We start from the raw sequence: 14238 nt of genomic DNA on the forward strand, positions 1-14238 counted from the left end.
AAATGATCTTTTCTCCTTCTTCTATTTGAGAAATTTCTTGTATTTGCTTGATCTATTCACCTAATTCAGGCGTTTTTCGTAAGTCCTGAAATTGTTACATCGATAATTTATTGATGAGTATTTGAATTTATTCTGAACTAAAACTACGAATATATTTTGAATAGATCACTTGCATGCTTAAATACAGTTTTACAGAAATAATTTCTGTGGATTTAGATCATGACACAATACATTGGAAATGCTCTCATCAGATTAGATATGAAGCATTAGTTAGGTTATTTTTGGGTTATTTAAAACAATAATTAAAATTGTCAATGGATGCGAATAAGAATTGTCTTACTTTGCATTCGCATCCATTTTTTTACCAAGGTTTCGTATTGAAAGGAGATGGGTTAAAGATTACTTGTTCCTCCTCCTCTTCCTCTGTCTTTTTAGGTTCTATATTCTTATTTGACTCAATTTCTTCTTGTTTAGAAGGTTTATCTTTATAAGAAGGTTTGGGTTCCATCGAAAGTGGATTTGGAGTAAAATTTTGCTCTTTTGTGACCTCATCCTTTTCTTGTGCTTTCGGAGTGGGTATGGGCACTAAATTATTTGCGAGCCGTTGGATAAATGCATCGTATAAGGCTAAGGTGGGCATGGTAATACGAAGAGAACGTATGTTTCCTTCCTCATCTTGAATGAGTTGTAAACAATCATCGGAAAGATTGTTCTCTTTTTTAAATTCATTGAATTCTTTTATAATCGCTTCCATGAATTTTTTTAATTCTTCTCTTTGTTCTTCAGTTAATTCATTAGGCTCACAAAGCAGTTTAATCGTAAGGGTCAATGATTCGCGATCACTATCAACCAGCAATTTCCCGTCAGCGATTAATTGTTCAATTATTTCCGGGTCAAAACTAGATTCTAAATCAAGTCCTTCACCCTCACCCATTGAAGCAAACTCGCCCATTAATTCATCTGTAGACTCAACTACCTTTCCTGATTTGGTTAGCGATTTATCTTCACCGGAACTTGCCTTTTCCTCGGAGGTTTTACCAGAGCCGCCATCACCTCCACCGCCTCCTCCACCATGTCCGAAACAACGACGGGTAGGGGCTATTTCTTTAAAACAAGTTCGACAGCGTACTTTTGCTCCTTCAGCAGCAGCTTCTTTTTTTTCTACCTCTTTAAGTTTTTCTTTTTCTTTTTTTAATAGTTCTAATGTAAGTGCGGCTGAAGAGGTTTGTTCTTTTGCTCCACCTGCTGTGGTTGGTTCAGGGACGGGCTGATGTTTTTCTTTCTCTTTTTCATTGTCTTTTTTCATGAAGGATACCAAATTTAAATTTATAAACATTATGACAATTATACACAAATATTAAATTATCTGCAAAAAATATGTAAAAAAGTGTTATTTTTTACATATAGTGAATTAATTTAATGCAAAATTAGCGTTAAGTAATGATTTTCGGTTGCGCAAAACAAATTGGCACAAATGTCCTAAACTTAACTGTAAGAGAAAAAACAAAAATTGCAAGGTATGGGGTGAAATTAATTCATTCGGTGAAGGGGTGATGGGTATTAACGTGCCCAGTACGAGTGATTAGCTAAGAACATAGTCGAGGTTTTATATGGCTGATACATGTACGGGCGGGACAGTAGCATGCTGGATATCAAGTCAGGTCAATATATTAAATAATATTGCAAATAACTTGCTTCCTGTAGAGCGCTTGATTACAGGAGCAGCGTATCTTATTGGTTGCGCCTTTTTATTTAAGGGAGTCTATTGTTTAAAGCAATATGGCGAACAACGAACAATGATGTCGAGTAATACTAATGCTAAAGAACCAATAACTTATTTGTTAGTGGGTACAATGCTGATTTATTTTCCAACGACCTTTTCGATGTTCATGCAATCTTCATTTGGTTATCAAAATGTTCTTCAATATGCACCGGTAAACAGCGGTAATTCGACTCTTGATACATTATTTGGTAGTGGAAGTGTCGTTGGAAGGCCATTGACTATTATTATTCAAGTCATCGGCCTCATTGCTTTTGTAAGAGGGTGGGTATTGATTGCGCGCGCCGCAGGTTCGGGTAGCCAACCCGGAGCTACTGGAAAGGGTTTAATTCATGTATTTGGTGGGATTCTAGCGGTCAATATTATAGGTACCATTGAGATGATTAATAATACACTATATGGATCGTGACGCGTAGAGTATGTACAGAAATCCATCCTTTTGTGTGGGTCAAATTTAATTTTTGTGGCTTTATCTCGCATTATTGATGTAAATAATAAGGAGTTAATTTGTTTTCTGGCACAAGACAAATGACTCGTTGCTGGGTAAGGCGTCAGTTTAATGCCCATCTTAGTTGATGAGCCTGGGCGTCATAGTAATCCATCATAAAAAAGCATTTAAGCTGTAAAAAAACCGTAAAAAAATGATCACCCAAAGTGAGCGCAATTTTTTTAGTTTAAAATGTGCGCAATACTCCTATTTTTGTTTTTTTTATTATGTCTACATCCAATACAGAAATCGCTCAAATTTTATCCGTGAACAAAACGTCTGGTGAATCGGCACAGCAAGATCTCGTTTACTCAGTACCAAAGACTGAATCGGGTGCAATTGATTTAACTAAAGCGGAGCGTATCGCTGAAGGTGGGACTCACATACTTTATCGATTTCCAGATGCGCCTTTTGTTATTAAATTAATGAAACAAAATCCTAACCCTATGGAACTTGAAGAGTTAGAGAAAAAATATGCGGTTTTATATGAGTGCTTTGACAAAGAAGGGAAAAAACGATGCATTCGGGAACAACATATCACTCATCAGGTGCAACTTCCAGGAAAGGAGCTTCAAGAAGCAGCTTTATCAATCGTTCCATACGAAAAATGTTTCAAATCTAGAGTTAAATTTGATTTTAAAATAGAACCTGCAGAACTTGATATTTATTTAATGGAGCACAACCAGGAGTTGTTTGATAAGGCACATAAAGCACTTATTCATAAAGAAGGCTCTGGAATAGATTTTGAGCTTAATGATTATGCGCTCATTGATGAGCGAATCGGCGCTATTTTGCACCATTTGGATAGCGATCCCAAGCTCTGTGAAGTCATGATTGAATTTTTAAATCATTATCGTGATTTTTATCAAAGGACTAATATTATCCTGGATGCTATGGGATTTGAAAACATACTGTTTTTTAAAGACGAACAGGGTGATTGGCAGTTTAAAATAGGCAGTGCGATAAAGCATGATACTGGAAAATACACGCAGGAGTTATTTGATGCATTACATTCTGGAAAAGAAGTCAATTTGACTGGTTTTGTTAATTTTACTCATGCTTATTTTTCACCGGCAAACATTAGGGCGGTCAATGTATGTGCCATGAAGCTTGGTTTAGAGCCTGTTATTCATGATGTCACAATCGATTCAACCGATTTAGTTAGAATCGCTCAAGAATTATCAGTAGGAGAGCGAATGCTTGCCTATGCAAGGCATGGTGATTTTGAAAAAATAGATAAAATTCTCCAAGAACATCGGGGTGAGCTTAGTTTTAATCTCAGAGATTTTTGGACATACTCTCTCATCGCTGATGAGTACATTAAACATGGCCAGCCACCAACAGCACTTAAAAATTATCTGGATACGGTGAGTCAATTGCCCGTTATCTTGCCTGAAAATGAAGAGGATGCAAAACGAGTAAAAGACTCAAAAAAGGCCATTATAGACCGAAAAAACATGCATGATAAAAAAATAATGCTTCACCAAGAACTCACAACTGTTGCCCTTAATAAAGGGCAACTCCAAAAAATAATCGATTCTGCGCATACTCCCGCTGTAAGTTATGCATATGTTGAATCCAATGAACAACACCAACACGGATTGGTAAAAACTTCTCTTGCTCTTGGCAAAAAAAATGTTCAATCCACAGGTACTGAAAATACCGTAGAGGGTAATACGAGATTTCCAGCCTCTTCACTGAGTAAAATTGTATTTACTTATTTGGTGTTACAGCTGGTCAAAGAGAAGCAAATTGATTTGGATGAGCCATTACTTTCTATTCTGCAGCAACAAGGTCAGGAATATGAGCGATTCAAGGTCAATGGTGAATATCCTGAAAAGGCTAAAAATTTAACCGCTCGACATGTATTGTCACACACTACGGGTTTGCCCAATTGGACTCCAAATTTATCTTCACCACTAACGTTTGATCCTAAATCAGATCTAGGTAGTGGATATTCGTATTCAGGTGAAGCGTTTCTTTTTTTACAAACAGTCATCGAGACAAAAACGGGTAAAAATTTAGAGGAGCTGGCTAAGAAGTATGTGTTTGACCCCTTAAAAATGAATCGCTCTACGTTCAAGCCACAACCAGAAGACGACAAAAATATTGTAGTGGTTCATACTCAACTAGAAAAACCGACTCCCATATTAGACATAGAGCCACCACTTCATTCTGCTGCATCACTTCTTACAACGGCCAATGATTTTTCAAAATTGATGAGTGCTTGGTTGGACAGTATGGATGATCCAATAATAAAACAAGCTTTTGAGCCAAGCAGTACATACAGTATTGCGAATACATGTGGGTTAGGTTGGCATATTTATAAAAATAAAGATGCAGTCATCGCTTATCAATGGGGTGCAAACCCTAATACACGATCGTTTATTGCACTCAATGTTACAGAAAAAAAGGGTGCGGTATTTTTTACAAATTCAGAAAATGGGATGAGTATTGCCACTCAAATTTTGAATTCTCCTGATTTACATCCTATTGGCGACATGCAAGAGCTCTTTAACTATATGAGTTTTAGTCAAAGTGATGAGGCCGGATGGCAAGAAACCATTGCAGGTAAGATTTGTGAAGATGAGGGAAGACTTAAAGAGGCGAGAGGTTATTTTGAAAAGGCCATTGAGTTAAGACGTTTGGAATGGTCGAATGCAGTTCATCAAAATTCCTCTTCAGAAAAAACAGTATTTACCTCTCCAATGGAGCCTTTTGTAGGAAATTATAACAATGAAGTAGAGATCTATCTAAGAGAAGGAAGTTTAATCTGTAGGCGTTCTAATAGTGAAACGAAACTTGTGCGAATATCAGAAACTGAATTTCTGCCTGAAGAGGATCCGTCGTTTAAAATAAGTTTCAAAAGAGATCTCGTAGAAATTCGTTCTATCCATGGTGAGCAAACCTTATTGTTTAAACAATCTTTACCAAACCCCCAATTAGAAACTGCTCATGAAAAAACAGGTGGAACAAAGGAGCAACCCTCTTTAACAACCGTTGATTCAGGAAAAAAAGTGATGTTGCATGACTTGATGAAAAATGCCTACATTCCTGGAGTATCCATTGCCACTATTTCTGATGGAACACTTTCTTGGAACGGTGCATTTGGTATTTCTGATATGGACTCAGGAGATTGTGTTGATGAGTCTACTGTATTTGAGGCGTGTTCCTTGAGTAAACCCTTGTTTGCTTATTTGGTATTAAAACTGATAGAAAAAGACCAACTGCCGCCAGACTTCCTGACTCAATCCTTGCCTGAAATAGAATATGGACGATTTAAGCGTGAGGACAAAGAAAAAGTAGTGTCTTTAACGCCTCAAATGATTTTGTCGCATCAAACTGGATTGCCTAATTGGGAGCCTGGTAATAATCAACTTGAGTTTCAATTCAAACCCGGTGACCAATATCATTATTCTGGCGAAGGGTATCACTATTTACAGAAAGTCATTGAAGCAAAAATGGGTAAAAGCCTTGAAACGCTTGCGCAAGAATATGTATTCACACCGCTTGGAATGAAAAACAGTCACTTTGAACATGCTCGTTTTGAGCCAGGAACACAATTTGCCTCCCGTCATAATGAACTCATGCAGCCTCAACCGTATAGAGATGAAGTAACTGCCGCTGGGTCGTTACAAACTACAGCATATGATTATGCACAATTTGTAATGGCACTACTCAAAGAGCAAACGCTGAGAAAGACAGCAATGAAAGAGCTCGTCTCAACAGAAAAAGATGAAACAGCAAGAAAGAAAGAGATCTCCCAAGAAGTGTTACAATCCGTATTTTGGGGATTAGGATGGGGTTTAGAAAAAACAGAGGAAGGAACCTTTGCATTCCATTGGGGAGACACATCAGGGGCGAAGGCATTTGTTGCAATCAACCCTGAAAATGGTTCAGCGATTTGTTATTTTGCGAATAGCCAAAATGGGTTATCTCTTGTCAAAGAACTAGTCACTCCTCATGTTGGTTTAACAAAAGGCCTCGATTACCTTTGTGGCAAATATGATTACACGCACTATGATAAACCGGGTTATAAAGAACGACATGAAGGCTTACTGGCTGAGTCACGAGGCGATTATGTCACTGCAAAAATCCAATTGCTCAAGGCCATTGAATTGGAACCTAAATATACTGTTGAACTGACCCAACACATCGAGTGTTATGATAAGCCAGGTTGGAAAGAGCAACAGGAGGGAGTAAAAGCAGAATTAAAAGGTGATTATAAAACCGCCATAATCAAATTCAATCAAGCACTGGTGCAAGATTTAGAATCTGAGAAGCAAATTGAAAAACACCTCGCGTGGTTAAACGATTTGGATCACCCAATTGCGGTAGGAAAAGAAAAATTACAGGAATATACGGGCAAGTATGGGCCTCATGAACTAACCCTTGAAGGAGAGTCACTCAAACTTCAATCATTTGGACAAAGTTATAAGCTTATTCCTGTGGGTAAGAATCTGTTTTCACCAGAAAACAATCTCAATTTTCGCCTTGAATTTGACCCAGAACGAGGGCACGTTGCCTATCATTTTCTCGATCTTGCATTTCAGCCCATTATAGAGAAGAAACAAAAAGCAACTATTCCTACATCAAAAATGAAATTGGAAGAGGTGATGAAAAAAGCCGGTATTCCAGGAATATCAGTTGCCACGGTAAATCATGAAGGAATTATTTCTACGCCATTTGTTAAAGGCACTGTCAGCTCAACCCAATGCGGGTTATTGAAGATGCCCGTGGCTAAAATTAAAGAAGAGCAAAGCAAATTCTATAAATCGTATTACATCCTTACCGAAGAAGGCTTGCTTTATTATAACAAATCGAAGGATAAACTTCATAAGCTTGAACTGGATGAATATCAGCTCGAAGAAGTACGTCAAAGTTTTGCCAAAGACGAACAAATAGATATCTTGTCTGATGATCAATTAAGTGAGATTACCTCGATTACAGACCATCTTCACTCAAGCCCTTCCATGGAAGTAACTCCTGAAACAGTTTTTGGAGCCGCATCGCTTAGTAAACCTGTATTTGCCTATTTGGTACTAAAATTAATCGCAGCAAATAATGCGAATAAAGCCCAACCTGGACTAGGACAATTTAACGCCCAATTTGATTTAAAAACCCCTCTTTATCAAGTTTTTCCAGAGATACTAAAAAAATTCCGTAAAGAAGATGAGGATAAGGCCAAGCTTTTGACCGCAGAGATGGTATTATCCCACACGACAGGGCTACCTATTACGCATGATGAGAGCAAAGGACTCATTGAATTTCAGTTTGCCCCTGGCACAAAATATGCCTATTCGGGTCCAGGAATTGCTTACTTGCAAGAAGTCATCGAAGCATTAACTGACTCTAATCTTGAAACACTTGCCCAAGAACACATCTTTGGGGAAAAAGCGTTAAACATGAAGCACAGTAGTTTTCACACCGATAAAAGCAGGCCTCCGCAAGCGGCAAATAGCCTCTATACAACGCCAAGTGATTATGCCAAATTTATAGTAGCTTGGATGAATGATGAAGAGCTACAGTATGCATTTCAACCCATGGTTTCCATGAACAATGATTATTTACCTGGCAACTGGCCAATGGATGTCAATGGATTAGAACAGGATAAAAACCATGTGGCATGGGGTTTAGGTTTTGGATTACAAATCGATAAGCAATGTGGGTGCGGTCTTCTTAAAGTGACAACCGATCCAAGCCAATCCCCCTTTGATTGCATCGAAGGCTTATTGGAGGAGAGAAATGCGGTCATTCTATTTAATGATACGCTTTTTTATGCAGATCAAACCAGTCGAACGGTTCAGAAAATCGAATTGACACAGAGTAATCAGGATGATTTTAATAGGCTAAAAGAAAAATGCACCGAGTCCTATAAATTAGCCCAAGGGAGTGAATTAAAATTGATTACCTCTGTAACAGGACGTATCCATAGTGCAAAGAGAGCCTATCATTCCGGTGATATGAATGAATACAGAGCGTGGGTGGCTATGAATTTAGAAGACAAGTCGGCTGTAGTTTATTTTGCCAACTCGCATAATGGTCATATTCTAGCAGATTCAATCATCTCTCCAAAAGTAGAGATAGATAACGTATTTAATTACTTTTTTCAAACCTATGGATTTGCACGGAATTTTGATGAGCTACAAGGAATAACTAATTTTCATGGGGTAAACTCCAATTGTTTAAAGAAAACTTCGCCTAAGATTGAAGAAAAACCAGATACACCCAAAGAATTAGAAAAAAGAACTGCTATGAGTGAAGAATCAGAACGGCTCACTTCCTCTTTACCCAAAGCAAAAACATTAACTTTAGGATTTTTGACACCAGAAAAGAGAAAGGAAAAAAATCAACAGGATAATTATTGTGGATTTAAATCAGGGTTTCTCATAGGTAAGTCTTTTTAAACTAATTGCTTAGCATATTGGGGTAGCTTTGGGGGTACGAAGAACATATTATTAAGAGTAAAAGGTCGAGCAGACGGATTTAAATAAAAGCGTTATTACATTTTGAGATAACACCATACCTATAAGGGAGTATACGGTGATGGATGATAAAATCTGTGAGCATTGCTATCCTGAAAAACGCTGTCATGTTAGAAGGAAATTTTTTAGTTTATTCGATTATTTTATATTCAATCCATTGATCTATTTTTTATCTAAAACGTTTCTCCTGTCAGAGCAGGATTTTTTACGATTCGATAACCTATTAAATAGGGTGTCGATTCATATTTTTCAAAAACTAAAACTATTTACCAAAACCAATATCATTGATAGGAACCAATTTAATAATAGCGTGCTTGCACTATGGGATGAAGCGCAACGAAGGGGATTAGAACTGTATAATTTTAAGGAGTCTCAATTACATACGTTGTATTTTATGTTGGTATTTAATAACAAAAAATATTATTTTACACAAACCCCTATTTCTCTTCTTTATCAAAAAAATACCTGCTTTGATGATGATACCAAATACGATAATAAATGGATCCTCAAAAAGAAATTATTGAACCAAAAAATTCCCTGTCCTGTAGGAAGGGTTTTTATTTCCAGTAAAAGCGCGTATCAATATGGCATTGAATTAGGGTTTCCTCTTGCTGTGAAGCCAATATCCGAATCCCTAAGTATCCATGCATTTTGTACTATTCAAACGCCGAAAGAATTGAAAGAGGCCATTAAAATAGTAAAGCAAGTTGATTTTCGCGTATTGGTTGAACAACACATTCCTGGGAATGTTTATCGCTCATTAATTATTAATGATTCATTAATTGCTTGTGTGATGCGACAACCTGGGAGCGTTATTGGTGATGGTATCAGTACTTTTGCAGAATTAATCGATAAAAAGAATAAAGCTGCTGCTGTTGGTAGTAATGCACACAAAATTATTCTCAATAGTTACTTGAAGAAAATCCTAGAGGCTCAGGGAGTTACACAAAACACAGTACTAAACAAAGGACAACAAATCTTTATTTCAAAAAAAGTGACTATGGGTAGTGGTGCAAAAATTAGTAATGTTATCGATTTAATCCATCCAGAGAACAAATTGCTATTGGAAAAAGTACATAAAATTCTCAATATACCCCTTACAGGTCTTGATTTTATTTGTCAGGATGTTTCTCTTCCATGGCATAAACAACAATTTGGAATTATTGAAAACAATAGCTTTCCCTATATCGACTTGCATCTTGATCCTTCTGATGGGGAGCGAATTAATGTGCCAAGTAAAATTTGGGACTATGTATTAAATGGTTTAGATCAAAGAAGTGGCGATGACTCAATTACAATGGATTAAAATCAGCTAGCGAGCTCTTATATTCACTTCCTTTTTAAAAATAGCAGAGTGGAGACAATTAGATGATTATTAATAGAGCAACGCAAAATATCCAAATTAGTGTACTTGTTATATAAGGGTATTGATAACCCTTATAGTTTTTCTTTCGCGTAAAAAAATCAATAATCAGTACAGGAACAACAGAAAAGAACGTTAATAAGATGACTAATGCTGCGGATTCTGCACCTTGTTGGAAAGGCATAATCCCTATCAAAAAGGCCAGTATATCGTGCAAAAATTGATGCGAATAAAAAAGTACCCCCACAAACAAAAAATCAAAAGTATAGATAAACCAAGAAGCAGCAAACAGTGGTAGAAGTAATCTAGCTCCTTTTATTGCCCATAGATTTTTGAAGGATTTGCTAAACTCCTCTGAAAAAAGAACCATAACAACACCGAAGAGAACAACTAAAGCAAATAACATTTATCTGATCCTTTTCTCAACTTCGTTCAATGCATTCCTAATGCGTACCCAGTTGCATTGATAAATCATCATCTTCTTATGAGTGTTTTTTTAACACGTTCAATTGCACGACGAATTTTTTGTTCAGGTCGAGCGCTAAATGAATTCCCATTGAAAAAATATTCTTCACCTTCAGGAGATTGCTTAGAAAAAAAGTAATTAAACACACAACATCGAGGTGCGTTACATAAAACTGGATTCACAGCATGCCAAGAGGTTCGATTTGTTTCCATCACGAGCAATCGGTTAAAAAGACTGGGGACAATAATGCGATTTTTAATTTCTTTATCCCATAGTTCATAATTTCCACCATTTTCGAGCTGCCAATTGGGGGACACATAATAAAGTACATTTACCGTTCGATAATGTTTTCTATCTACATCATGCGAGTTATCCAAATGAGGATTAAGGCGATATCCCTTGAGTAATGTACTAATGCCACCAGCATATTCTGATGGATCAGGAATTTGATTTTTAATCTCGGTTATTTCTTCAATCAAAGCGACAACTCGGGGATCTTGAATTGCAAAATTAATATCTTGCAATAAACTGGATACATCTTTTAAGTGGCTGTATTTTAACTTTAATTTTCCAGGAATACTTAATAGATGCATTTGGCTTGGGTTAGGAAAATCGGTATATATTTTTTCAGCAATTTCAGTTGGAAGAAGGTCGTCTAGGGTAAAGTAACGGGCAACTTTTATAGGATGATCAAGAAAAAACTGTTGTTTCAAATGCTCCTTAGTTTCATTTAATCTATCTACAATCAGATCCGTTAATTGATTTCTTATATTATTAGTTGCCATTTTAAAATCTTATATTTGTATATTTATTAAAATAATAGTCTATTTTTTATATGGCTATGGGGGTTGTAGAGGCTATGATTGAATTCAAGTGATGAATTGGGCTGTTTAAAGTTCATTTTAGGTTAATTTATTGGACTATAGTATAACCTGGATTTTCTATTTTCGACGGAACCCATCTTTTTATATCTCTCTGTCTCGGGCTTTTATGCTACTATCCTCGTTTTGAAGTTCGCCCGGTAGGGGAAGGCATAGGCTGCTACAATTAGCAGCCTATTTTTATTCGAAAGAGGTTCCATGACAACTGAACAAAATAATTTACATAGCGGTAATAATCAACAGTATGATGATATTGAATATGCTATTTATTGTGAGGGACTTGAAAAACAATATAAGCAGGCAAAAGAGGATTCTTTGTTTGAAGTATTAAAAATATTAGAGCTAGATGAAGAACATTCGGACAGTGATTTAATTCAAGCAGTTAATTATTTCAAGAAAAATGACGGCTATATAAAAAAAGATGCGCCTGTTAATTTTTTGACTGAACGTGAAAAAAGAATACTTAATAAAGATGGTAAATTTCGTTCAGGTCTCTACTGTATGCTGCTATCAATAAGATTTTCTGAAGCAATTCAGAATAAATCAGTATTTTTACAGCATTCATTAAAATTTGCTTTTGATAAGACCTAATTCCTGATGTTTTGGGTATATGGGGCATGGTTGAGTAGAATGGCTAGATCACCTTAAGTTGGTTGTTGGAGTGGTTTTTTAAAACCGAGTAAGTTTTAGGGGCTCATCAGAAAGGACAATTAATTTTATTTAAACAGATCAGAGTGCGTTCCTGTCCTTTCAAAAATAATCGCATCAGATTCTAGTTTGTAAATTAAAAGCCAATCAGGTTCTACATGGCATTCACGGCGATTAGCATAATTACCTGTTAATGCATGATCTCGATTTTTTGGTGGTAATTTTTCTTGGTTTAAAAGTAATTGCATGATCTTAAAAACCTTATTAAGTTCTTTGCCGCGTTTTTTTATAAGTTTAATATCCCGTTCAAACTGATTTGTAGTTATGGGTTTAAGCATTAGCCTTCCAACTTATCAAACATATCTTTGGCATTCTTATAATAATTAAGATTCTCACCGCGATCAGTATGCTCAAATGTTTCTTGGGTTGTTTTATTTGGGATGCGGATATCAAAAGGGATCCCATGTACTAATTTAATTTGACGTAAGTAAATTTCAATAGCTTCTGATACTGATAAACCCAATTCATTTAATACGGATTCTACTTCCAGCTTTAATTCTGGCTCTACTCGCGCTCTTACAGTTGCTGTTTTCATTTTTATCTCGAAAAATCATGATGGTTTAATTGTAGCACAAAAAGGCCACGTTATAAGAATTTAATGAAGAAAATAATTTGATATGGTTTGAGATAGATAACGTACCTTATCTACCCTAAATAGAGTAAAATGAGAAAAACACTCATGGAGAATGCCTTGAATTTATTGGATGCGCAAAATGATAAAAATCGAAAGTTTGGGGTAGATAAGATTTTTCATCCCTTGGATGTTCATTTTGACACCAATTCTTTATCCGCTTGGTTGTCCTTTTATTTTCAGGTTCATGTCAAGGGAGCGCCTGAAAAAACGGAATCTGCGAAACAAAAAGATTTAACGAAGTTTTTAAATTTCTTTCAAAGGGAGGTGGGGCACGATTTGGTAGACAATTGGACTCCTGCAGTCAGCAAGCATTTTCAACGATCCTTAGGTAATACTATTTCCGAAAAAACAGGCAAAGTATACAAAGCAACTACTATTAACAGAACCATGGCCACTGTTCGACATGCTGGCCGATGGCTTAACCAACAAAGGCCACTGATGGCTGGAGATCCTTTATCTGGAGTTAAAGATTTACAAACCGATGCACCGGAATGGAATGGCTTAAATTCGAAACAACTCATGCGCTTAAAAGCCGCATGCGAGCAGCGTACTAAAATATGTACTCGTAAAAATCAAAATGCGCTCTTGGAAACGGCGGTATTCTATGTACTTCTAGGAACTGGGTTACGTGAATCGGAATTGGTTTCTTTAAATGTACATCAGTATCATTCAAAGGGTTTGCATTCAGTTGTTCGCCATAAAAGCAAGCGAGTGACGAATAAAATTCCTTTGCCTCTTGAGGCCAGAGAGCATTTGGATAACTACTTGAGCAGTCGCACTCCAGAGCCGGATGAGCCTTTGTTTATCAATAAGGTAGGGAATCGTATCAATACCCGAAACATCTTTCGCATTTGTCAGCGTGTTTTAAAGCAAGTGTCAGCGCTGTTACCTCCGAATGAACGATTTGAATTTACTCCGCATAAGCTCAGGCATACTTTCTTGAAGAAAGTGACGGACAAACATGGCGTGCATTTTGCTCAAGAGTTAAGTGGTAACGTTTCGATTAAAGAAATATTTCGTTATGCCAAACCCAGTCAAGAAGAGATGCAAGAAACTATAGAAGAGCTCTTTGCATAAGGGGGTTTAATGGCAAGTAGCAAAACTTATTGGGTTTATATGTTACTTTGTGAGAACAATACTTATTATACCGGTTATACCAATAATCTTGAAAAACGTTATGCATCTCATGTAGAGGGTACCAGTGGTTGTAAATACACACGAAGTTTTAAGCCAATAAAAATCGCTCAATCATGGGAAATAAAAGAGGGGAAGGGTAGAGCAATGAAGGTGGAGCGTTATATAAAAAAATTACCAAGAACAATGAAAGAGAAATTAATTGATTGTCCTGAACTGCTTCGTTTTGAGACAATTTAGATTCAAGTTTAGTGCTAAAATCATCACGGAATATACCTTAGTTTACTGTATCGTACGATA

Annotated in this window: 11 protein-coding genes; 6 read left to right on the top strand and 5 right to left on the bottom strand. The window is 36.5% G+C overall.

Annotation, left to right across the window (positions count from 1 at the left end):
* Window positions 1-361: 361 nt before the first annotated feature.
* Window positions 362-1306 carry a hypothetical protein gene (locus Lsan_RS00075; RefSeq protein ID WP_058512508.1) on the bottom strand — a complete coding sequence of 315 codons (945 nt, stop codon included), beginning with the start codon at window positions 1304-1306 and terminating at the stop codon, window positions 362-364.
* Between the two features lie 304 nt (window positions 1307-1610).
* On the opposite strand from Lsan_RS00075, the gene Lsan_RS00080 reads away from it, so the two are divergent.
* From Lsan_RS00080 to Lsan_RS00090, 3 genes are all read left to right on the top strand, one after another.
* Window positions 1611-2189, top strand: coding sequence for a hypothetical protein (locus tag Lsan_RS00080; protein WP_058512509.1), 579 nt, complete (start codon window positions 1611-1613; stop codon window positions 2187-2189).
* Window positions 2190-2494: 305 nt separating this feature from the next.
* Window positions 2495-8674, top strand: a complete 6180-nt coding sequence (locus tag Lsan_RS00085; RefSeq protein ID WP_058512542.1) for a serine hydrolase domain-containing protein — start codon at window positions 2495-2497, stop codon at window positions 8672-8674.
* Between the two features lie 139 nt (window positions 8675-8813).
* Complete coding sequence (locus Lsan_RS00090) at window positions 8814-10058, top strand: hypothetical protein (protein WP_058512510.1); 1245 nt, start codon at window positions 8814-8816, stop codon at window positions 10056-10058.
* Window positions 10059-10116: 58 nt separating this feature from the next.
* Here the strand turns inward: Lsan_RS00090 and Lsan_RS00095 are convergent, their stop codons facing one another.
* Entirely contained in the window at window positions 10117-10521 is a 405-nt protein-coding gene (locus Lsan_RS00095; protein WP_058512511.1) for a hypothetical protein, read from the bottom strand.
* A 68-nt stretch (window positions 10522-10589) separates the two neighbouring features.
* A complete protein-coding gene (locus tag Lsan_RS00100; RefSeq protein ID WP_058512512.1) occupies window positions 10590-11366 on the bottom strand; it encodes a 2OG-Fe(II) oxygenase in 777 nt (258 codons plus the stop codon).
* Window positions 11367-11660: 294 nt separating this feature from the next.
* Between Lsan_RS00100 and Lsan_RS00105 the strand changes: the two genes are divergently transcribed.
* On the top strand, window positions 11661-12053 hold the full coding sequence (locus Lsan_RS00105) for a hypothetical protein (RefSeq protein ID WP_058512513.1): 393 nt from the start codon (window positions 11661-11663) through the stop codon (window positions 12051-12053).
* A gap of 125 nt (window positions 12054-12178) precedes the next feature.
* On the opposite strand, the gene Lsan_RS00110 is transcribed toward Lsan_RS00105, so the two are convergent.
* Together Lsan_RS00110 and Lsan_RS00115 are read right to left on the bottom strand one after the other, a co-directional pair.
* Window positions 12179-12448, bottom strand: coding sequence for a type II toxin-antitoxin system RelE/ParE family toxin (locus Lsan_RS00110; RefSeq protein WP_058512514.1), 270 nt, complete (start codon window positions 12446-12448; stop codon window positions 12179-12181).
* A complete protein-coding gene (locus Lsan_RS00115) occupies window positions 12448-12705 on the bottom strand; it encodes a type II toxin-antitoxin system RelB/DinJ family antitoxin (RefSeq protein WP_058512515.1) in 258 nt (85 codons plus the stop codon). Before Lsan_RS00115 ends, Lsan_RS00110 begins: the two co-directional genes overlap by 1 nt.
* A gap of 129 nt (window positions 12706-12834) precedes the next feature.
* Here Lsan_RS00115 and Lsan_RS00120 point away from each other — a divergent pair, with 129 nt between their 5' ends.
* Together Lsan_RS00120 and Lsan_RS00125 are read left to right on the top strand one after the other, a co-directional pair.
* Entirely contained in the window at window positions 12835-13881 is a 1047-nt protein-coding gene (locus tag Lsan_RS00120; RefSeq protein ID WP_065236259.1) for a tyrosine-type recombinase/integrase, read from the top strand.
* Window positions 13882-13890: 9 nt separating this feature from the next.
* A complete protein-coding gene (locus Lsan_RS00125; RefSeq protein ID WP_058512516.1) occupies window positions 13891-14178 on the top strand; it encodes a GIY-YIG nuclease family protein in 288 nt (95 codons plus the stop codon).
* Window positions 14179-14238 lie beyond the last annotated feature (60 nt).

This window comes from Legionella santicrucis, from assembly GCF_001468135.1.
Taxonomy (GTDB): domain Bacteria; phylum Pseudomonadota; class Gammaproteobacteria; order Legionellales; family Legionellaceae; genus Legionella; species Legionella santicrucis.